This is a genomic window from Myxococcus sp. CA033 (genome assembly GCF_013336625.1).
Classification (GTDB): Bacteria; Myxococcota; Myxococcia; order Myxococcales; family Myxococcaceae; genus Myxococcus; species Myxococcus llanfairpwllgwyngyllgogerychwyrndrobwllllantysiliogogogochensis.
Genome location: NZ_JABUMU010000001.1, coordinates 309,904 through 330,256, shown reverse-complemented (window position 1 = coordinate 330,256; position 20,353 = coordinate 309,904). Strand labels below are relative to the sequence as shown.

The window sequence follows — 20,353 nt, the reverse complement described above, 5'->3', positions numbered from 1 at the left end:
CGCTGTTGCCGTGGCGCGTGTTGTTAGTCGAGCTGCTTCGAGCGTCCTTCGTTCCACCGGTTCGTTTCCGCTGAGTCCCCGGCCTTGGGCCTCGGACTCGTTGCTCCGGTGGTGTTCCGCGCCCCTGCGATGAGGCCCTGAACTCGTCGTGCGTGCGTGGCCTCGCGTCCCTCCGCCGGAGTCTTGCGCATGCCCATCACCCGCTTCGCGCCGCATGACGATTTCCTGCGTGTCTACTTCGCTGGGGATGGTGTTCCCCGGCACGCGGACTTCCACTGGTTCTGGCTGCGGCACAACTCGGAGCTGGACCGTCATCCGCTCACGCGCGAGCGCATCGTCTGTTCCTCGGAGCTGCCGCTGGAGTTGCGGCCTCGCGGGGTGCGGGTCTCGGAGGATGCCTCCGTCCTCGATATCGACTGGGGGGACCGCGCCGATGGGCAGGTGAGTCGGTACGCGGCGGACTGGTTGCTTGCGAATGCCTATGCGGCAGACCGTGTCGCCGTGCCTCCGCCGCCCTCGGACAGTGTGTTGCTCACGGTGGAGGCTTCCCAGGTGCGCGAGCCGCTCGTTCCGTTCGCCCTGAAGCGACTCCAGGAGTCCGGGGCGGTCATCGTGCGGGGCTTCGAGGCGGACACGGAGGCGCTCATCGACCTCTTCGGTGGTGCCGGGCTCTCTGTCATCGAGACGCACTTCGGCCGCATCGAGGATTTGCGCACCGACAACACGACGAATCGGAACACGGACCAGCTTGGCTATACGGACAGCGCGGTGCAGTTGCACACGGACCAACCCTTCCTGGACCGACCGCCGCGCTACCAGCTCCTGCATTGCCAGCGGCCCGCCGAGACGGGTGGGGAGAACAGCGTCGTGGATGGGCTCGCGGCGGCGCGCTACCTGGCGGACCAGGACGCCGCTGCCTTCGAGCTTCTGCGCACGGTGTTGGTGACGTTCCATCGCAAGCAGGCGGCGTTCGAGCGGGTGCTGGTGTCACCCGTGCTCGACTTCGATGCGCCTGAGGGCTTTCGCATCCGGTACAGCTACTTCACGCTCGCGCCGCACCGGGTGCCGTTCGCCCGGATGGAGGCGTGGTACCGGGCCTACAACCGCTTCGCGACGCTGGTCCGGGACGAGCGCCACCAGTTCCGCTTCCGACTCGGGGCGGGTGACTTCCTCCTCTATGACAACTGGCGAATGCTTCACGCTCGCACCTCGTTCACGGGTGCCCGCTGGGTTCGCGGTGTGTATTTCGATGCGCGTTGAACCCCGGAGAGCACCATGCCCGCTTCGCCTCGACTGGCCCCCCACGGAATGAGTCACCAGGACGTCCTCGACCAGATGCGCGAGCTGCGCGCCGATGATGCGCGCTGGAAGGAAGGGAAGACGTGGAGCCTCGTCTACCACGCGGGGGATGACATCCGCCGGCTGCTCGCGGACGCCTACACGGAGTTCATGTCCGAGAATGGCCTCAGTCCGTTGGCGTTCCCCAGCCTCGCGCGTTTCGAGTCAGAGGTGGTGGCCACGGGCGCGGAGTTGTTTCACGGAGACACCGCCGCGGGGACGCTGACGTCGGGAGGAACGGAGTCCATCCTGATGGCGGTGAAGACGGCCCGGGATTTCGCTCGGGAGGAGCGGGGAATCATGGCGCCGGAGATGGTGCTGCCCGCGTCCGTGCATCCGGCCTTTCAGAAGGCCGCGCACTACTTTGGCGTGAAGCCCGTCAATGTGCCGCTGGGGCCGGACTTTCGCGCGGACGTGGCGGCGACTCGGGCCGCGTTGACGGCGAACACGGTGCTCGTGGTCGGCTCCGCGCCGGCCTATCCCCACGGACTGGTGGACCCGATTGTCGAACTGGCGGCGCTCGCACGGGAGCACGGTGTCCTCTTTCACGTGGATGCGTGTCTCGGGGGCTTCCTGTTGCCGTTCGCGCGGAAGCTGGGGCACGACGTGCCCGAATTCGACTTCGCGGTGCCTGGCGTTACGAGCCTGTCGGCGGACCTGCACAAGTATGGTTATGCGGCGAAGGGGGCGTCGCTCGTGCTGTACCGCACGCCGGAGCTGCGTCGGTATCAGTTCTTCACGTACGCGGACTGGTGTGGCGGCATCTATGCGTCGCCGTCGATGGCGGGGACCCGGCCGGGAGGCGCCATCGCGGCGGCCTGGGCAGTCCTGAAGTATCTGGGGGAGGAGGGATATCTGCGGCTCGCTGGGACAGTGCTCGATACGGCGAGGGCATTGCGCGAGGGAATCACAGCCATTCCAGGCTTGAAGCTGGTGGGCGAGCCCCGGCTGAGTGTCTTTGCCTTCGCGTCTGATACGTTGGATGTGTATGCCTTGGGGGATGCGATGGAGGCGCGAGGGTGGAAGTTGGACCGGCAGATGGGGCCGCCGGCGCTGCACCTGATGGTGACGCCCGCGCACGAGAAGGTGGTGGAGCCGTTCCTCGCGGACTTGCGAGCGTGTTCCGCGAGTCTGGAGCGCGGAGAGCCTGCGCCCGAGGGAAGCGCCGCGATGTACGGGATGCTGGGCGCCATCCCAGACCGCCGCGAGGCCGCGGACTTCATCCGCCAGTTCATGGACTCCATCTACGGATGAGCGCGCTCATCCCGATTCACGCGGTGGTGTTGCGCCGGTTCGGCTGGGGCGAGCACGTCTTCATGCCTGTGGGGTCTCTTCGATGAGCGCGCTCATCCAGCGTCGCACGCTGGCCTCATCCTGGTTCGGGCTCGTGGGTGCCCTCCTATGAGCGCGCTCATCCAGGTCCTTGTGGTGGTGGGGCTCCCCGGGCTTGTGCTGCTGGGGACACGAGTCTTCAAGGCCGTGGCATGGGTAGGGCCCGTGGTGATGTGCTACGCGGCGGGCGTCCTCCTGGGGAACGCACCGGGGTTGTCGCTCCAGACGGGCGTGAGCCTCTCGGTGAGCGAGGCGGCAGTGCCGCTGGCGATTCCCCTCCTGTTGTTCTCCACGGATGTGCCGCGCTGGACGAGGCTGGCCCGCACGACGTTGCTCTCTTTTGCCCTCGCCTGTGTGTCCGCCCTCGTGAGTGCCACCGTGGTGGGACTCGCCTTCTCGGGGCGGATGGACGAGTGGTGGAAGATGGCCGGCATGTTGGTGGGTGTGTACGTCGGCGGTACCGCCAATATGAACGCAGTGGGCGTGGCGCTCCAGGTGCGCGAGGAGACCTTCGTGCTCCTCAACACGGCGGACATTGTCGCGGGAGCGGCCTACCTGCTCGTGCTGATGACGGTGGCACAGCGCATCGCGCTGGCCTTCCTTCCTCCGTTCCCGAATCCGACGGGCTGGGATGGTTCAACCGCAGAGGAGGGGGCGCGACAGGAAGTCTTCTCCTGGCGGTTCGCACGAGGTCTGGCTCTGTCGTTGCTGCTAGCCGTCGCCATCTGCGGTGTGTCCGCTGGAGTGAGCCTGGGGCTCGCGGGTCGACTGGAGGCGACGGTGGTGCTGCTGCTCATCACCACGCTGTCGCTGGCGGCGTCCTTCATCCCGGCAGTCCGCTCCCTTCCTGGGAGCTACGCGCTGGGGGACTACGCACTGCTCGTCTTCTGCGTGGCGGTGGGGACGTTGGCGGATGCGAGTCAATTAGGGAGCGCGGGACTGTCTGTCTTCGTCTTCTGCGCCAGCGTGATGGTGTTGGCCATCGTCCTGCATTTCGGTCTGGCGGCGCTGTTCCGCATCGACGCCGACACGGTGCTGATTACCTCCACGGCCACCATCTTCGGCCCGGCCTTCATCGCGCCCGTGGCCCGAGCGCTGCGCAATCGCGAGCTGATGGTCTCGGGCATCACTACGGGACTGATGGGCTTTGCGCTGGGGACGTATCTGGGGCTCGCGTTGTCCTGGCTCCTGCGGCCTTGACTCAAAGAGAAGTCCCCGTTCTCCAATTTCAAGAGTGCTCCATGCTAACTGTTCGTCCTGTCTGCAGTGCTGAGCGCCTCAACACCTCTGCGAACACCACACCCGCGCAACACTCAACGACGAAGACGAGCTGACCCGGCCCACCCGACATCTACCTTGACACTCACCGCGCTCGAAGGGCATGAGCGTAGAACCCACGCTATGCTCAACAACTCCAGCCGGCGGTGGAACTCTCTGAACTGGGACCAGCAGCAGCACGCGAACGACTACATCTTGGATGTCGGGGGAATCCGATGACCGAGGCTGAAGTTCGGCGAAGCGCAGAGGCTTTTGTCGCCGCGCATGACACGAAATCACTCAGGTTCACCCTGGCGGAGGTTCGGAAGCGTGCTTTAAATCCTGGAGAGTGGGCCGTCGTCTTCGATGTGACGGATGCTGACGGCGCGTTGGTTGATGGGCCTGTGGTTGTCATTGTGGATGACGAGACTGGACGGGCTCGTTTCTCGCGATCGCCGTTTCCGTGCCGCTGCGGGTGCGGGTGCGGCCCGTGGCCTTCACCCGGGCTAGGCCGGCGCACACTCGGTCGCGGAGGCGGGCTGGTTGGTGAGGGTGGGCTGGAGTCCAGGGGGGCTGGGCGTGTGATGATTGCCTCGTGGAGATCCAGTTCGACACCGATGCCATGAGCAACCTGCTCTGCCGGCCGGCGGCGCTGACGGCCCTGATCCGTGCCGCGCGGCACGGGGCCTGGAGCGTCTTCATCTCCTTGGACGTGCTCTCGGAGCTGCTCTCGAGTTCTTCCCAGAAGCACCTCCGCGCGCGCGCCGAGGGGCTCCTTCGCCTGTTCGCCGAGTTGGAAGGCCAGTTCCACACCTCGCTGGGTACCTCGGAAATCTGGCCGGTGGAGCTTGACCGTGTCGTGGCGTCGACGCCACGCGCCCCCAAGAAGAGGGACGAAAGTGTTCGCACCGTCCTCACTGACCTTGTGAGAGCGAGGGACCCTACGGCCACAGGTGCCCGGGAGGTACGAGAAGAGCTGATGGGCAAGAAGGCCGTTTGGGAGCAGCAGGCGATTCAGGACCGTCGCCGGTTCCGTGACCTCTTCATAGAGAAGCGCCTGAAATTCCGGAGCTTGGTCTCCGAGCTGAGGGCGTATGGTCCTTCCATGGTTCCGGAGGGGATCTACACAATCGTGCTGCGGGACATCGTGGAGCGGCCGCATTTCCCGGTGTCGAAGCTGTTCCGCAACACGCGGAGATATCGGTCCATCCGTACCTGGGCGGCGCTGCAGCACTTGATGATGTTCGCAGAGACCGTCCCTCCGGACATTCTGAACCAGCATCCGATGGGGCGGTGGTTGCGTTCTGGCCGGAACGACGTGTTCGACGCGGCAGTGGCGGCAGGGGCCGCATACTCTGACCTGCTTGTCACCGAAGACGCGATCTTGACCGAGCGCTGCCGCTTCCTGCGCAACCGTCAGTGCATTGGCTTCAGGCCGATTGGCTTGGACGAGCTATTGCGTCTTCAATGCTGAAGCGCTGCGGGCCGCAACTCCTGGGACATGATGTAGCGGGGCTCGTGTCGATCTCCCTCAAGGTGACTCACCGCGCGAGCCGGGACAACAGCAGTAGCTCCAGGAGGCTCGGCCCCAGGTCCTTGCGACGGACGAGGGGCCTGATGCGATTCGCCGCCGTCACGACGCGCTGGTGGACCGTGACCGCCGCGTGGGGTGTGTCCTTCCGCGGCGCATCGTTGTTCGCACCGCACCATCCACCGCGCATTGCATTGCCAGGGCCCATGGTAGATGGCCCAGCTCACAAACCTGCCTGACGCGCTTCGGATTGTAGGACCCACCCATTTGGCGGAAGCCGGAGCTGCGCCACCCCGTCAGGCGGCCTCTTCCCGGATCTCCAACGCCTCCCGGACTCCCGGGAGCGCGGAGAGCAGCTCCAGCTCCGCCCTCTGGAGCACGGAGACCCGCTTGCCGGAGATGCGCTCCATCGTCAGCTCGATGCGGTGGTCCCCCGCCGCGTTGACGCGCCGGAAGATGCGGGCCCGCCGGCCCTCCGCCCGACAGGCGAGGATGTCCTTCTGGAGGCTGCGCAGGCGTCGGAACACCTTCAGCGCCATCCGCCCCTCGGGGGTGTCGAAGGTGTGGAAGTGCCGATTACGCGACAGTGGCTTGCTGGGGTCATGGAGCCTCTCCACGAGGCGCCGAACGAATGGGTCCATCGACGTGGGAGGATAACATCCGGTACCCTCCCGCTCAGCGATGCCCTGGCGAATTCGAACCCTTCCCTGGACCCTGGCGCTCCTCCTCCCGCTTGCTTGCAAGGAACCGGAGGTGGCCGCAGTCCAGAACCGTGCCCAACAGGCCCAAGCCGCCCTGGGGGAAGCCCGCGCCCAGCTCGCCAACGGGCAGCCCGGCCCCGCCCTCGTGGCCCTCAAGAAGGCCGCCACCGCCGCCCCCGACAGCGCGGAGCCCTATCTGCTGATGGCCGATGCCCACCTCATGAACAACAACATGGGCGCGGCCATCATGTCCCTCAAGCAGGCCGAGGCCCTCATCCCCGGCACGGACCCTTCCATCCAGAAGCAGCTCTCCGAGCTGTACCTGGGCAACGGCAACACCCAGGAGGCCCTCACCATCCTCTCCACCCTGCGCGACTCCGGCCTGCTCACGGAGTCGGACGTGCTCGGCCTGGCCCGGCTCCAGGCCCGCGAAGGCCAGATTGAAGCCTCCTTCGCCACGCTGGAGAGCGTCCTGCGCGACAGCCCGGATGACCCGGAGGCCAAGGCCATGGAGGCGGAAGTCCTCCTCATGAAGGGCGACGAGCTGCTCGCCGCCAACCTCATGGACAAGCTGCTCCAGCAGAACCCCGCGCACACCACCGCGCGCCTCCTGCGGGCCCGCTACTTCCTCGTCAGCGGCGTGCCGCAGATGGCCGAAGCCGACCTCCAGGCCGTCGAAGGCAAGGACGCCAACCGCGGGGACGTCGTCATGCTGCGCGCCCGCGCCCTGCTGGCCCAGGGCCGCGCGACGGACGCGGAGGCCGCCCTCAAGCCCCTGGTCGACGCCGAACCCCAGAACGCCGAGGCCCTCGCCTGGATGGCGGAGACGGTGCTCGCCCAGGGCCGCCGCGCGGATTCACTCGCCCTGGTGGACCGTGCCCTTCAGTTCCGCCCCCGCCTCGCCCGCGCCCTCTACGTGCGCGGCCGTGCCCAGGAGGAAGCCAAGGATTTGAAGGGCGCCGAGGAGAGCTACCGCTTCGCCCTCAGCGCCGAGCCCCGCTTCGCGCCCGTGCACACCCGGCTGTGGCGCCTGTTCCTCCAGTCGGAGCGAAAGGTGGACGCGTACTCGTCCCTGGAGCGCCTGCTGGCGCTGGGCGAGGCCTCCCAGGAGGAGAAGGTCGCCCTGGCGAAGCTCTCCGCTCAGCTCCAGACGCAGATGGCGCGGGGCATGAAGCTCATCGACGAGGCCCTCACGCGCGAGCCCGACAACGTGGAGTACCAGGAGGTGAAGAAGGCCCTCCTGGCCGTCGCTCCCAAGCCGAAGAAGAAGTCCACCGGCCCCGTCATCATCCGTGGCGGGCGCCGCTGACCAGCAACGGCGCGGCGGGCGCTCCGGGCAGTCCCGGCGCCTCCGCCACCACGCGCTCCAGGGCCTTGAGCCCCTTGCGCTGACCCACCGCGACGGCGATGAGGTTGTCCCGGTGGAAGTAGCGCCGCGCGACTTCGCGCACGCGCGCGGCGGACTGTGAGTCCACCAGGTCCGCCCGGTGTTCGAAGGTCTCCGGGGCGCGGAACAGCTCCGTGCCGCCGAACCACCCGGCCAGCTCCCCCGGGGAGTCCTGGGAGAACTCCAGCAGCATGCGGTGGCGGCGCTTGGCCCGAGCCAGCTCCTCCTCGCCAATCTCCTCGTCGCATAGCGCGCCCAGCACGCGGAACGACTCGGCCACCACCTGCGCGGCCTTCTCCGGCGCGCTGGCGGCCTCAATCTCGAACAGGCCCGAGTCGTGGTAGCCGTCCAGCGACGCGTGGACGGAGTACGCCAGTCCGCGCTTCTCCACGATTTCGAAGGGCAGCCGGGAGGACAGGCCGTCATCCAGCACGCGCCGGATGATTTGCAGCGCGGCGTAGTCGTCGTGCTGCTCGGGCACGGTGCGGAAGTTGAGGCGGAACTCCGTCTGCGACTCGTCGTGAGAGACGAAGTGCAGGCGGGGACCGGGCGCGGCCGTCGGCGGGGGCGCCTCCGTGCTGGCCAGTCCTCGCGGCAGGTGCGCGAAGGCGCGCTCGGTCAACTCCAGCACCTCCTCGCGGCGCACGCGGCCCGCGGCCGTGACGACCAGGTTGCCGGTGACGTAGTGCTGCGCGAAGTGCTCCAGCACCTGGTTGTGCGCGAGCGCGGAGACGGACTCGCGCGTGCCCGCGATTTTCAGGGCCAGCGGGTGGTCGGGAAAGAGCAGGCGCTTGGACAGGTTGTCCAGGTCGATGTCGCGCCCCTTCTCGTCCACCTCGTCCAGCATCTCCTCCAGGATGATCTGCCGCTCCACTTCCATGTCCGTGAGACGCGGACGGGTGAGCATGTCCCCGAGGATGTCCATGCCCACGCGCATGTGCGCGGGGTGCAGCGGCGTGTAGTAGTACCCGTGGTCCCGGGTGGTGACGCCGTTGAGGTTGCCGCCCACTTCCTCCACGGCGGCGTTCATCTTCACCGTGTCCGGCCAGCCCGCACTGCCCCGGAAGAACAGGTGCTCCAGGTAGTGGCTGACGCCGTTGTTGGCGAGCGTCTCGTGGCGGCTGCCCGTGCGGACGTAGATGGCGAGCAGGGCGGTGTGGAGGTGGGGCGTCTCGACGGTGACGACGCGCAGCCCGGAGGGCAGCACGTCCCGATACGATGTGAAGCTCATGCGCGTGGAAGCCTTAACACGAAGGCCGTGCCCTGGCCGGGAATACTCTGGCAGGAGAGCGAGCCCCCGTGGGCCTGGAGGATCTGCTGACTCACCGCGAGCCCCAGCCCCGTGCCCCCCTCCTTGGTGGTGAAGAACGGCTCGAAGAGGTGACGGCGCACCTCCTCCGTCATCCCCTGACCTGTATCCCGCACCGTCACCTCCACGTCCTGCTCCAGGGGGCGGGTGGCGATGGTGAGCTGCCCTCCGTAGGGCATCGCCTCGCGGCTGTTGCGCAGGAGATTGAGGAAGACCTGGCGCAACTGCCCCTCGTCGGCGAGCACGGGGGGCGTCGTCGGGGAGAACTCGCGCACCACCTCCACGCCCGCGCGCATCAGCTCCTCGCGGGAGAAGTCCAGCACGCCGTCCAGCACCGCCGTCACGTCGCGCGGGTCCAGGTCCGGCCGCTGGGGCCGCGCCATGCGCAGGTAGTGCTCGGTGACGTCCGCCAGCCGGTCCACCTCACGGGTGACGGCGGAGAGCAAATCCTTCACCTCGTTGGCCTCGTCGGGCGCGGGGAACGTCGCGCGCTCCACCGCGTCCCCGAGCAGCTCCACGTTGAGTCCGATGGACGACAGGGGATTGCGCACCTCGTGAACAATCTGAGCGGAGATGCGGCCCACGGCGGCGAGCTGTTCGGCGCGCATCAGCGCCTCCGCCTGCGCCTTGATTTGCGCCTCGCGGGCCTGGAGCGAGCGGGCCATCTGGTCGAACGCTCGCGCGAGCACCGCCACCTCGTCGTGGCCGCGCACGCCCAATTGCGCGCTGTAGTCACCCTTGCCGATGCGGGACACGCCCTCGATGAGCGTGCGCACCGGGCGCAGCGTGCGCGCCGACCACGCGGTGGCGCCCAGACCCAGGAGGATGGCCGCGACGGAGAGGCTGATGATGGCGAGGCCCGTCTGGCGCTCGCGCTCCTCCGCGCCGTCCACGCGCTCGCGGATGCGGTTGGACAGGGACAGCCGGAGCAGCCGCAGCTCACGGCCGATGGCGTCCTCCATGGTGAGCACGTCGGCGGTGGCGCGGTCCACCTGGGCCTTGTCCGGCGCCTGCGTGGAGAACGCGTCGAACACGCTCTCCGCGGCGCGGCCATATTCGCGGTAGCGCGAGTCCAGCTCGAGGAGGCGCGCCTCCAGTTCCTCGATGAAGGGCACCTCGCTCGCCGGGGCCATGTCCCGAAGCTGGGTGGCCCGCTCGCGCGTGGTGGCCAGCCGCTGGGAGATGAAGGCCGTGGGCACGTAGACGCGGGCCAGGCGGATGATGGCGCGCCGTATCTCCGCGCTGTCCTCCTCCAGCATGCGCGCGGTGTGCCGCTGCTGGTTGGCGTGGTTCATCTCCATCTCCGCCGCGTCCTGGGAGAGCTGGAGATAGCCCTGGCTCAGCAGCCGGATTTCCAGCCGGTTGCGGTGCAGCTCCGCGACGCTGAAGAGGGACACCAGGCCGAAGGTGACGAGCACCACCGCGTAGCCCAGGAAGATGCGGGTGGCGAGGGAGAGCTTCATGCGCGCGAGGACCGTGCAGCGGCCGGAGCACCATCGCTACGCGGCCCGCGCCCGGGGTGCAAGCAGCGCTGTCCTCCCGCCAGCCCCCCGGCGGGGCGACCGGCCGTCCTGGCCTCCTGACTCATGGCCCCAGAGGATAGCCCGGGGGACCGCGTCCCGCCCGGAGACATTCGTGCAAGTGGGTTGCAATCGGCGTGGAGGCTCCCGCGTAGGGAGACGGGTGGTGAACCCCCTCGCTCGTCCACCAAGGAATCACGCCATGTCCCCCTCGGCCCGTGCCCCGCTGGGCGCCCTGCTGGCGCTGCTCGCGTTGCCCTCATACGTCCTGGGCGCGGAGCCCGCGAAGGCTCCCGTCGAGCCCGCGAAGGTCGAGGCCCCCGCTGACGCCGCGACGATGCTCCTGGGCATCTGGGCCGGAGAGCCCGTCTTCGGGCCCGAACTCCAGGGTGAGCTGACGGTGTTCCGCGAAGGGGACACGTGGCGCGCGCGCATCGCTGGGTACGAGGCACCGGGGCGCCTGGAGAAGAACGCGCTGACGGTGACGATGCCGGGAGGGCTGGGGACGTTCCGGGGCGTGGTGGGCACCGACGGCAAGTTCATCCGGGGCCACTGGGTGCAGCCGCGCGTCGTGGTGGGCGGCGTTCAGTACGCCACGCCCGTGGAGCTGCGCGTGCTCCAGAAGGGCGTGTGGCGGGGCCACGTGACGCCTTGGGCGGACCGCTTCACGCTGTACCTCGTCGTGTACGCGCGGCCGGACGGCACCATCGCCGCGTACTTGAGAGATCCGGAGAAGGGCTTCGGCAAGCAGTTCGCGTTCAACGTCTCCATGCAGGGCAACGCGGTGAAGCTGGTGGACCCGCGCGGTCCGACGACGTTCGAGGGCACCTTCGACCCGCGCTTCGGTCGGCTGACGGTGCCCATCCTCTTCCTGGGCCCCATCAACTTCACGAAGAAGGAGCGCGACCAGGCCGTGGGCCTCTACCCGCGCACGCCCGCGTCCGGGCCCTATGCCTACCGCCAACCTGTCGCGGAGCAGGATGGCTGGGCGACGGCGTCGCTCTCCGACGTGGGCATGGACCCCGCGCCCATCCATGCGCTGGTGCAGCGCATCCTCGACACCGAGCCGGGCCCGTCGGCGGGGCCGCTCATCCAGGGCGTGCTCATCGCTCGCAAGGGCAAGCTCGTCGTCGAGGAGTACTTCCACGGGTTCGACAAGGAGCGCCTGCATGACCTGCGCTCCGCGTCCAAGACGCTGGCCCCGGTGCTGGTGGGCACGGCGATGGAGCAGGGCGCGAAGCTTTCGCCCGAGACGCCCGTCTACTCGCTGTTTCCCTCGTACAAGAGCGCCGCGCCCGCGGACCCGCGCAAGGCCCAGCTCACGCTGGAGCACCTGATGACGATGACGTCGGGACTGGACTGCGACGAGAACAACGATGAGTCCCCGGGCAACGAGAACGCCCTCCAGGAGCAGGAGGGGGACTGGTACACGTACACGCTCGACCTGCCCATGGGCCGGGCGCCCGGAGAGCCGCAGGCGGTGTACTGCTCGGCGGGGATGAACCTGGTGGGCGGCATGGTGCGCAACGCGACGGGCACGTGGCTGCCCGAGCACTTCGCGCGCACCGTGGCCGAGCCCCTCCAGTTCCGCCGCTACGCGATGAACCTGATGCCGGATGGAGAGGCGTACCTGGGTGGCGGCCTCTACGCGCGTCCCCGTGACGCGCTGAAGCTGGGGCAGCTCTACCTGGCGGGCGGCGTGTGGAACGGCAGGCGCGTGGTCAGCAAGCGCTGGGTCGAGCGCTCCATCACACGGCACTCCGTGATGAGCCCGGACCGGACCTACGGGTACGCGTGGTGGCGTCACGAACTGCGCGTGGGCGAGCGCGTCTACGCGGAATATGAAGCAGGCGGCAACGGCGGGCAGTACGTCATGGTCATCCCCGAGCTGGAGCTGACGGTGATGTTCACCGGCGGCAACTACGGCCAGTTCAACCTCTGGAAGACCTTCCGGGAGGAGCTGCTGCCCCGCTACATCCTCGCGGCGGTGCGTCGGTAGGCAGGGGTGGGAGCCCGGGCCGTGTCTTGGCTCGACGCCCGGACACAAACGTGGGTAGAAGGCCGGTCCAATGGAGCCCGTCTCGACGAAGAAAGCCTCGCTGGTGACCGAGATCTCGAAGGAGTTCACCTTCGAGGCCGCGCACCGCCTTCCCAACGTCCCCCCTGGCCACAAGTGCTCGCGCGTCCACGGGCACAGCTACCGCATTGAAATCACCGTGCGGGGGCCGGTGGACCCGCACTTCGGCTGGATTGTCGACTTCGCGGAGCTCAACGCCGCGTGGCAGCCGCTGCACGCGCTGCTGGACCACCGGCTGCTCAACGACGTGCCCGGCCTGGAGAACCCCACCAGCGAGCTGCTGGCCGCGTGGGTGTTCGAGCGGCTGAGCTTCGCCACCGCGCGCGTGGTGAAGCTGCGCGTGTCGGAGACGTGCACCTCGCAGTGCACCGTCTATCCGGCCGAGGGCTAAAGCCCTCAGGTCTCCACCTGGCCCAGGTTGGCGTGGAGCACCGCGCCATTCACCGTGGGCGTGGTGGCGCAGAAGTAGAGCACGTGGGCGATCTCCTCCGGGGTGATGAGGCGCCCGAAGGTCGACTTGGCGGCGATGGTGGCGGTGCGAGCCGCGTCGTCGCCCAGGTGCTCGCGCAGCATCTCCGTGTCGGTGAAGCCCGGGCACACGCAGGCGGTGTGGATGCGCGTGCCCGCCAGGTCCTGGCAGGTGGAGCGCATCAGCCCGACGAGCGCGTGCTTCGACGTCACGTAGGAGGCATTGCCCCGCACGGCCTTCTCCGAGAGCGTGGAGCCCACGTAGAGGATGGAGGAGCCGTCGCCCAGGTAGGGCCGCGTCAGCCGGTTGAGCACGGCGGGCGCGACGACGTTGACCTCGAGCACCCGGCGAAGCTGCGCCGCCGTCAGCGTCAGCGCGTCGTCGTGGTCATAGATGGCCGCGTTGTGCACCAGGCTGACGCGCCCCTTCGCCTGTCCCACGGCGTCGCGCAGCGCGGCCTCCACGCGGGGCTCCCAGTCGCCGGAGCCCAGGTCCACGCTCAGGTCCACGACGCCCGGCACGTGGCTCGGCTGGCGCGCCAGGTTCAGCACGCCCCAGCCCTCCTTGCGAAAGCGCGCGGCCAGGGCCTGCCCGATGCCCCGACTGGCGCCCGTGACGATGGCCCAGTCGTTCGTCACGGCGCCACCCACTCCCAGGAGGACGACTGCCCCGGACCGGAAGCGCACTTCACCACCAGCCGGGTGACGCCGTCCTTTCGCAGGGCGGTGCCGTCGCCCACCAGCTCCTCACCGAAGACGCGCGCCAGCTCCTCGAGCGTCACGTTCTCCACCGGGAGCACGGTGATGTCGCGCGCGAGGAAGCGCAGCTCCTCGCCGTTGAAGCGCGCCAGGACATTGCCCTTCGCGTCCCGCTCGAGCTTCAGGTGCGGGGAGTGCTCCGGGAGGAAGAACGTCTCGTTCCAGGCGCGGCAGCGGGCGATGATGGTCTGCTTCAGGGGGCCGTAATCGGACAGCATCCCGTTGTCGGCGACCTCGCCCGTCAGCGCGACGTAGACGGTGAAGTTGTGGCCGTGCAGGTTCTCGCGGTGCGTCGCGGAGAAGATGGTGAAGTGCCCGGCCGAGAACTTCATCTCTTCCTTGTAGAGCTCCAGGGTCGTCGTACGTGGCATGGGCGGCCATGGGGTTAGCACCAAGCCCCATCCACCTCAACGGGCCTGCCGAGCCTCCGGGCGGGAAGTGTCACGCCGCGGGACGTCCTGGCCCCGTCCCTGGGAAATGCGCGATTCTGGAGCGCCCATGCTCCTGCCCCTGCTCACCCTGGGTGTGCTCCTGTCCGCCCGGCCACCGGCGGACGAGAAGGTCTTCGCCCCGTGCCCCGAAGCCTCGCCCGAGTGGACGGCCGCGCGCGAGCGCCTGCTGGCGCTGGATGCAGGACTGGAAACCCTTCCGGACGGGGGTGACCGGAAAGCAGGCGCCAAAGCCCTGCGCGAGCTGCTCACGTCGCGCTGCTTCGCGATGAGCCGCGAGGAGCGCGAGCCGGTGCCCGAGGACGTGTCACCGCTGGCCCTGAAGGCCTGGTGGAAGCAGGGTGGACGGACCTGGGTGGAGTCCTATCTGGAGCTGGGCAAGCCCGGCGCGCGCACGGTGGTGCTGCCGCCCGAGGCGCGCGAGACGCTGACGCGGGACTCCGTGAAGCCGGACCACCGGCTCGCCTCGCTGCTGTGCGCCGCGTCGGACACCGTTTGCGCGAAGGAGATGGAGGGCCCGTACACCCGGGTGGACGCGGCCTTCCTCCGCGCGCTCGACCGACCGGACGAGTCGTCCGTAGCCGAAGCGGAAGCGGAGTCTCGCAAGGGGTGCGAGGAGGGTGCTCGCACCCGGCCCCAGCGCTGGCGCTACACGGCGTGGCGGAGCTGCGAGGGGGGCTGGACGTCCTTCGACAAGGTGCTCCCCTTGGTGCGCATGCGGATGCCGAAGGACGGATGGCTGGTGTTGAGAGGCCGCCGGGGGCACCACGGCTTCTGTGACGAGGTGCGCGCCTACCACCTGGGGACGGGGGCGGCCTGGGTGTCGCAGAGCTGCAGCGACCTGGCGTTGTACGACGACGCGAAGCGAATCGGTCAGGTGGATGTGAAGACCACGAACGCGAACCGGCTCGCGCGAGTGAGGGTGGGCACGCTCTCCGTCGATTCGCTGCGGGAGCTGACGTGGGTGCTCCTGCTCGCCGATGAGGCCATCACCGTCGACCGTGCTCGCCCGCTCACACGCACGGTGCCGGCGGGCTACCCCATCGAATGGCGGGAGCGGCCCTCCGGAATCACCACGCGAGGAGGAGGGGGTGGAGGCAGCTTCTGGGGCAACACCGGCCAGACGACGCTGCGGTGGACGTGGTTTCCCCCCGAGAAGGCCGAACCCCTGTCCGGCGAGCTGACGTGGCCCGAGTCCGCCGACCCGGCCGATGACCACGCGGACCGCCTGCTCGTCGACGCCGAGGAGTCCTTCAAGGAAGGCTGCCCGTCACGACCCGCGCCCGTGGACCTGCTCGACTTCACGCGCCCGGCCAGCGTCAACAAGCGCGACGCACCCGAAGGTGTCACCTCCCAACAGGACGACCTCGTCACCGCGCTGCGCGACTGGCGGCCATCCCCGGGCTGCGCCGTCACCGGCAAGTGACGTCCCACCTCGGGCCGGCCGCTTCAAATTGCGTTGCGCGTCAGGCCCCGGGGTAATTAGTAAGAGGCAATGTTGCAAATTACCTCCGCGGTGAGGCGTGCCCCGCCTCGAGCGTCCCGTTCCCCGGTGCGCTGTTGTCGCTCCATGTCTCGCTAGCACCTCACGGGCCCTGACGCGGGGGCCGAGCCTGTCTCCAGGCTCGGTGCGCCGCGCTCCCGCGCCCGTCCCAGACACCCACACCCTGTCTCCCGGCGGTGCCACACCGACCGGCCGGGTGACGTTCGCGCAGTCGTTCCTCGTCCTGTTTTTCACGGGCCGCCGGAGGTGCACACGCATGCGTGCGAGCGCCACCGGTGTGTCCCGACCCCTGAATGGAAGTTGGAGTCAGCCATGAATTGGAAACGTGCAGCGGTGGGAGGGGCCCTGGCCCTCCCGCTGGTGGTGGGCGGTCTTGTCCTCGCGCGCGACGAGGGTTCGGACGCGCAAGGTGGAGCAGGCCCGGCGAAGCCGGCGGCGGCTCCTGTCGTCGCGGCGGAGGTCGTCACCCGACAGGTGGCGGACAGCGCCGAATTCACCGGCACCCTCGCGGCGGTGCAGAGCGTGGAGCTGCGGCCTCGCGTCGGTGGCTATATCGATGCGGTGCGCTTCCAGGAGGGGGGCCTCGTCACCGCGGGACAGGTGTTGTTCCAGCTCGACGCGCGCACCTTCGAGGCTGCGAACGCCCGGGCCCAGGCGGACCTGCGTCAGGCCGAGGAGCGGCGCACGTTGACGGAGAAGAAGTTCGAGCGCGGTGAGAAGCTCGTGGCCGAGCAGGCCATCTCCCGGGGCGACTTCGATGTGTTGATGGCGGAGCGCGCGGAGGCCCGCGCCCGGGTCGAGTCCGCGAAGGCGGCGGCTCGCTCGGCGGAGATCGACCTGCATGACACCCGCGTGCGTGCGCCCGTGAGTGGTCGGGTGGGGCGGGCGCTGGTGACGGCGGGCAACCTGGTCAGCGGCGGCAGCGCCAACGCCACGTTGCTCACCACCATCGTCTCGGTGGAGCCGTTCTACGTCTACTTCGACGTGGACGAGGCGACGTACCTGCGCTTCGCGGGCACGGCCTCGGGGGCGCGCGGCAAGGACGGCCGCGTCAACGCGGTGCCTGTGCGTGTGGCGCTGACGGGTGAAGAGGGCTTCCCGCGTGAGGCCCGGTTGGACTTCCTGGACAATCAGGTGGCGGCGGTGACGGGCACGGCGCGAGCGCGCGCGGTGTTGCCCAACCCGGATGGGAAGCTGACGGCGGGCCTGTTCGCCCGGGTGCGGCTGGAGACGGGCACGGCGCGGCCCACCATCCTCATCCAGGACCAGGCGGTGGGGACGGACCAGAAGGGGCGCTACGTGCTCGTCGTCCGTCCGGACCAGACGCTGGAGCAGCGGCGCGTGGAGCTGGGGACCACCGAGGGCGGGCTGCGCGTGGTGCGCGAGGGCCTGTCGGCGGGTGAGCGCGTGGTGCTCAAGGGCATGGCGCGGCCGGGCATGGCGGTGGCGCCGACGATGGTGGCCATGGCCGGCTCCGAGCACGCCGAGGGGGCGCGGCCGTGAAGTTCGCGCATTTCTTCGTGGACCGGCCCATCTTCGCGGCCGTGTTGTCCGTGCTGCTGCTGATTGGCGGTGGCCTGTCCCTGATACAGCTTCCGTTGAGCGAGTACCCCGCCGTGTCACCGCCCACGGTGGTGGTGCGCGCGGCCTATCCGGGCGCGGACCCGGGCGTCATCGCGGAGACGGTGGCCGCGCCGTTGGAGCAGGAGATCAACGGCGTGGAGGGCATGCTCTACATGTCCTCGCAGGCGACGAGCGATGGCCGGGTGGCCGTCACCATCACCTTCGCCATGGGCGTGAATCCGGACACCGCGCAGGTGCAGGTGCAGAACCGGGTGGCCCGCGCGATTCCCCGCCTGCCCGCGGAGGTGCAGCGGCTGGGCGTGCTCACCGAGAAGTCGAGTCCGGACCTGCTGATGGTGGTGCACCTGGTGTCGCCGGACGAGTCGCTGGAGCCGCTCTATCTCTCCAACTACGCGGTGCTCCAGGTGCGCGACGTCCTCCAGCGCGTCCCGGGCGTGGGGGGTGTCAGTGTGCTGGGCGCGGGCGAGTACAGCATGCGCGTCTGGTTGGACCCCCAGTTGCTCGCCGCGCGCGGGCTCACCGCGAGCGACGTGGTGGGCGCCATCCGAGAGCAGAACGTGCAGGTGGCGGCGGGTGTCATCGGCCAGCAGCCGGATGAGCGCTCCGCCTTCCAGCTCACCGTCACCACCCAGGGACGCCTCACGGACGAGGAGCAGTTCCGCGACATCGTCGTGAAGGTGGGCGAGAGCGGACAGGTGACGCACCTGCGCGACGTGGCCCGGGTGGAGCTGGGCGCCAACTCCTATTCCGTGCGCGCCCGGTTGGATGGGAAGTCGGCGGTGGCCATCGGCATCAACCAGGCCTCGGGCTCCAACGCGCTGGACGTGTCCGCGGGCATCCGCGCGCGGATGGACGAGCTGAGCCAGGCGTTCCCCAAGGGCATGGAGTACCGCATCGCGTATGACCCGACGCTCTTCGTGCGCACGTCCATCCGCAACGTGGTGACGACGCTGCTGGAGGCGGTGGTGCTGGTGGTGCTGGTGGTGTTGCTGTTCCTCCAGACGTGGCGCGCCTCCATCATCCCGCTGGCGGCGGTGCCCGTGTCGCTGGTGGGCACGGCGGCGGTGATGCACATGTTGGGTTTCTCGCTCAACACGCTGTCCCTCTTCGGACTCGTGCTCTCCATCGGCATCGTCGTCGACGACGCCATCGTCGTGGTGGAGAACGTGGAGCGGCACATCGCCCAGGGCGTCAATCCCAAGGAGGCGGCCCGTCGGGCGATGACCGAAGTGACGGGCCCCATCATCGCGATTACCTCCGTGCTGTCGGCGGTGTTCGTCCCCACGGCGTTCCTCGGCGGACTCACGGGCCAGTTCTATCGGCAGTTCGCGCTGACCATCGCCATCTCCACCATCCTCTCGGCCTTCAACTCGCTGACGCTCAGCCCGGCGCTCGCCGGGGTGCTGCTGCGCGGGCACCACGGGCCCAAGGATGGCCTCACGCGCTTCATGGACAAGGCGTTTGGCGGCTGGCTCTTCGGGCCCTTCAACCGCTTCTTCGACAAGGCCTCCGCTGGCTACGTGTCGCTGGTGAAGCGGGTGGTGCGCGTCAGCGCGCTGGCGCTCGTCGTATACGGAGGACTGTTGCTCCTGACGTGGGTGGGCTTCGCCAAGGTGCCGGCGGGCTTCGTGCCCATGCAGGACAAGTACTACCTGGTGGGGCTGGCGCAGCTTCCTCCCGCGTCCTCGCTGGAGCGGACGGACGACGTGGCGAAGCGGATGTCGGCGCTGATGCTGGCGGAGAAGGGCGTGGCGAGCGTCGTGGCCTTCTCCGGCATCACCATCAACGGCTTCGTCAACTCCCCCAACTCGGCCGTCGTCTTCGCGGTTCTCGACGACTTCGAGCAGCGCAAGACGAAGGACTTGTCGGCGAACGCCATCGCGGGCCGGCTCCAGGCAAAGCTGGGCGGCATCCAGGAAGGCTTCGCGGCCATCTTCCCTCCGCCCCCGGTTCCGGGAATGGGTTCCATGGCGGGCTTCAAGCTCCAGGTGGAGGACCGCGCGGGGCTGGGGCCGGAGGCGCTCTACGCCGCCACGCAGGCGCTGGTGCAGAAAGCTTCGGCCGAGCCCCAGTTGATGGGCCTGATGTCGGGCTTTGAAATCAACGTGCCTCAGCTCCAGGCGGACGTGGACCGGGTGAAGGCGAAGCAGCAGGGCGTGCCGCTGGGCTCGGTGTTCGAGACGCTCCAGATTCACCTGGGCTCGCTGTATGTGAACGACTTCAACCGCTTCGGGCGCACCTACCAGGTGAACGTCCAGGCGGACGCGAAGCACCGCATGGAGCCGGAGGACATCGGCCGACTCCAGGTTCGAAACCCCCAGGGCGGCATGGTGCCGCTGGCGTCACTGGTGACGGTGAAGCCCTCGTTCGGTCCGGACCAGGTGCTGCGCTACAACGGATATCCCTCCGCGGATATCAACGGCGCGGCGGCGCCCGGGGTGAGCACGGGACAGGCGGTGGCGGCGATGGAGCGCGTGGCGGCCGAGACACTTCCGGCCGGCATGAGCTTCGAGTGGACCGACCTGACGTACCAGGAGAAGCTCGCTGGCAAGGAAGGCCTGTTCGTCTTCCCGCTCGCCATCCTGCTGGCCTTCCTCATCCTGGCGGCGCAGTACAACAGTTGGTCGCTGCCGCTGGCGGTGTTGCTCACGGTGCCGCTGGCGTTGCTCAGCGCGATTGCCGGGGTGTGGTTCGTGGGTGGGGACAACAACATCTTCACGCAGATTGGGCTCGTGGTGCTCGTGGGCCTGGCGGCGAAGAACGCCATCCTCATCGTCGAGTTCGCGAGGGCGCAGGAAGACGAGGGCGTGGGCGTGGTGCAGGCGGCGCTCGAGGCGTGCCGGCTGCGGCTGCGGCCCATCCTGATGACCTCCATCGCCTTCATCATGGGCGTGGTGCCGCTGGCGCTGGCCACGGGCGCGGGCGCGGAGATGCGCCAGGCGATGGGCGTGGCGGTGTTCGCGGGCATGCTCGGCGTGACGCTGTTCGGGCTGGTGCTGACGCCCATCTTCTACATCGTCATCCGGAAGTTCGCGCTGCGAGGGGCGGAGCGAGAGGCTCCCGTGATTCCGGCGGGAGCGACGGGCGCCGAAGGGCACTGAGCGCCGCGTCATCCGACGGATGACACCAGGTTGTCG

The 20,353-nt window shown here is 68.7% G+C and carries 15 protein-coding genes; 10 read left to right on the top strand and 5 right to left on the bottom strand.

The annotated features are described in order from the left end of the window. Nucleotides 1–189 precede the first annotated feature (189 nt). The 4 genes from HUA78_RS01210 (at nucleotide 190) to HUA78_RS01195 (ending at nucleotide 5,401) form a co-directional block, all read left to right on the top strand. Nucleotides 190–1,260, top strand: a complete 1,071-nt coding sequence (locus HUA78_RS01210) for a TauD/TfdA family dioxygenase (RefSeq protein ID WP_174475485.1) — start codon at nucleotides 190–192, stop codon at nucleotides 1,258–1,260. A 15-nt stretch (nucleotides 1,261–1,275) separates the two neighbouring features. Next, complete coding sequence (locus HUA78_RS01205; RefSeq protein ID WP_174475484.1) at nucleotides 1,276–2,592, top strand: aspartate aminotransferase family protein; 1,317 nt, start codon at nucleotides 1,276–1,278, stop codon at nucleotides 2,590–2,592. Between the two features lie 147 nt (nucleotides 2,593–2,739). Next, nucleotides 2,740–3,870 carry a DUF819 family protein gene (locus HUA78_RS01200; RefSeq protein ID WP_174475483.1) on the top strand — a complete coding sequence of 377 codons (1,131 nt, stop codon included), beginning with the start codon at nucleotides 2,740–2,742 and terminating at the stop codon, nucleotides 3,868–3,870. Nucleotides 3,871–4,522: 652 nt separating this feature from the next. Next, nucleotides 4,523–5,401 carry a hypothetical protein gene (locus HUA78_RS01195; RefSeq protein ID WP_174475482.1) on the top strand — a complete coding sequence of 293 codons (879 nt, stop codon included), beginning with the start codon at nucleotides 4,523–4,525 and terminating at the stop codon, nucleotides 5,399–5,401. 353 nt (nucleotides 5,402–5,754) lie between these two features. On the opposite strand, the gene HUA78_RS01190 is transcribed toward HUA78_RS01195, so the two are convergent. Next, complete coding sequence (locus tag HUA78_RS01190; protein WP_141644186.1) at nucleotides 5,755–6,099, bottom strand: hypothetical protein; 345 nt, start codon at nucleotides 6,097–6,099, stop codon at nucleotides 5,755–5,757. A gap of 112 nt (nucleotides 6,100–6,211) precedes the next feature. On the opposite strand from HUA78_RS01190, the gene HUA78_RS01185 reads away from it, so the two are divergent. Then, entirely contained in the window at nucleotides 6,212–7,468 is a 1,257-nt protein-coding gene (locus HUA78_RS01185; protein ID WP_246137310.1) for a lipopolysaccharide assembly protein LapB, read from the top strand. On the opposite strand, the gene HUA78_RS01180 is transcribed toward HUA78_RS01185, so the two are convergent. After that, nucleotides 7,446–8,777 (bottom strand): pitrilysin family protein, encoded by a 1,332-nt coding sequence (locus HUA78_RS01180; protein WP_174461230.1) that lies wholly within the window; start codon nucleotides 8,775–8,777, stop codon nucleotides 7,446–7,448. The genes HUA78_RS01185 and HUA78_RS01180 overlap by 23 nt on opposite strands. Continuing rightward, on the bottom strand, nucleotides 8,774–10,318 hold the full coding sequence (locus HUA78_RS01175; protein ID WP_141644189.1) for a HAMP domain-containing sensor histidine kinase: 1,545 nt from the start codon (nucleotides 10,316–10,318) through the stop codon (nucleotides 8,774–8,776). The genes HUA78_RS01180 and HUA78_RS01175 overlap by 4 nt, the downstream gene beginning before the upstream one ends. Before the next feature lie 259 nt (nucleotides 10,319–10,577). On the opposite strand from HUA78_RS01175, the gene HUA78_RS01170 reads away from it, so the two are divergent. Continuing rightward, nucleotides 10,578–12,374 carry a serine hydrolase gene (locus HUA78_RS01170; RefSeq protein ID WP_174475481.1) on the top strand — a complete coding sequence of 599 codons (1,797 nt, stop codon included), beginning with the start codon at nucleotides 10,578–10,580 and terminating at the stop codon, nucleotides 12,372–12,374. Nucleotides 12,375–12,474: 100 nt separating this feature from the next. Then, the gene (gene queD / locus HUA78_RS01165) at nucleotides 12,475–12,843 is read left to right on the top strand and encodes a 6-carboxytetrahydropterin synthase QueD (RefSeq protein WP_275902352.1); all 369 of its coding nucleotides are present in this window, start codon (nucleotides 12,475–12,477) and stop codon (nucleotides 12,841–12,843) included. 5 nt (nucleotides 12,844–12,848) lie between these two features. Here the strand turns inward: queD and HUA78_RS01160 are convergent, their stop codons facing one another. Then, complete coding sequence (locus HUA78_RS01160) at nucleotides 12,849–13,559, bottom strand: SDR family oxidoreductase (protein WP_174453511.1); 711 nt, start codon at nucleotides 13,557–13,559, stop codon at nucleotides 12,849–12,851. Next, nucleotides 13,556–14,050, bottom strand: coding sequence for a 6-carboxytetrahydropterin synthase (locus HUA78_RS01155; protein WP_174453512.1), 495 nt, complete (start codon nucleotides 14,048–14,050; stop codon nucleotides 13,556–13,558). The genes HUA78_RS01160 and HUA78_RS01155 overlap by 4 nt, the downstream gene beginning before the upstream one ends. Before the next feature lie 127 nt (nucleotides 14,051–14,177). Between HUA78_RS01155 and HUA78_RS01150 the strand changes: the two genes are divergently transcribed. From HUA78_RS01150 to HUA78_RS01140, 3 genes are all read left to right on the top strand, one after another. After that, nucleotides 14,178–15,554, top strand: coding sequence for a hypothetical protein (locus HUA78_RS01150; RefSeq protein WP_174475480.1), 1,377 nt, complete (start codon nucleotides 14,178–14,180; stop codon nucleotides 15,552–15,554). Between the two features lie 390 nt (nucleotides 15,555–15,944). Further along, nucleotides 15,945–17,135, top strand: a complete 1,191-nt coding sequence (locus HUA78_RS01145; RefSeq protein WP_141644195.1) for an efflux RND transporter periplasmic adaptor subunit — start codon at nucleotides 15,945–15,947, stop codon at nucleotides 17,133–17,135. Next, complete coding sequence (locus tag HUA78_RS01140) at nucleotides 17,132–20,317, top strand: efflux RND transporter permease subunit (RefSeq protein ID WP_141644196.1); 3,186 nt, start codon at nucleotides 17,132–17,134, stop codon at nucleotides 20,315–20,317. Before HUA78_RS01145 ends, HUA78_RS01140 begins: the two co-directional genes overlap by 4 nt. Nucleotides 20,318–20,353: the final 36 nt, after the last annotated feature.

Bases quoted from the DNA above. Each gene is read 5' to 3' on its own strand.
- HUA78_RS01170 (WP_174475481.1), top strand. From the start codon at position 10,578: ATGTCCCCCTCGGCCCGTGCCCCGCTGGGCGCCCTGCTGGCGCTGCTC.
- HUA78_RS01150 (WP_174475480.1), top strand. From the start codon at position 14,178: ATGCTCCTGCCCCTGCTCACCCTGGGTGTGCTCCTGTCCGCCCGGCCA.
- HUA78_RS01145 (WP_141644195.1), top strand. From the start codon at position 15,945: ATGAATTGGAAACGTGCAGCGGTGGGAGGGGCCCTGGCCCTCCCGCTG.
- HUA78_RS01205 (WP_174475484.1), top strand. From the start codon at position 1,276: ATGCCCGCTTCGCCTCGACTGGCCCCCCACGGAATGAGTCACCAGGAC.
- HUA78_RS01210 (WP_174475485.1), top strand. From the start codon at position 190: ATGCCCATCACCCGCTTCGCGCCGCATGACGATTTCCTGCGTGTCTAC.
- HUA78_RS01190 (WP_141644186.1), bottom strand. From the start codon at position 6,099: ATGGACCCATTCGTTCGGCGCCTCGTGGAGAGGCTCCATGACCCCAGC.
- HUA78_RS01200 (WP_174475483.1), top strand. From the start codon at position 2,740: ATGAGCGCGCTCATCCAGGTCCTTGTGGTGGTGGGGCTCCCCGGGCTT.
- HUA78_RS01155 (WP_174453512.1), bottom strand. From the start codon at position 14,050: ATGCCACGTACGACGACCCTGGAGCTCTACAAGGAAGAGATGAAGTTC.
- HUA78_RS01175 (WP_141644189.1), bottom strand. From the start codon at position 10,318: ATGAAGCTCTCCCTCGCCACCCGCATCTTCCTGGGCTACGCGGTGGTG.
- HUA78_RS01180 (WP_174461230.1), bottom strand. From the start codon at position 8,777: ATGAGCTTCACATCGTATCGGGACGTGCTGCCCTCCGGGCTGCGCGTC.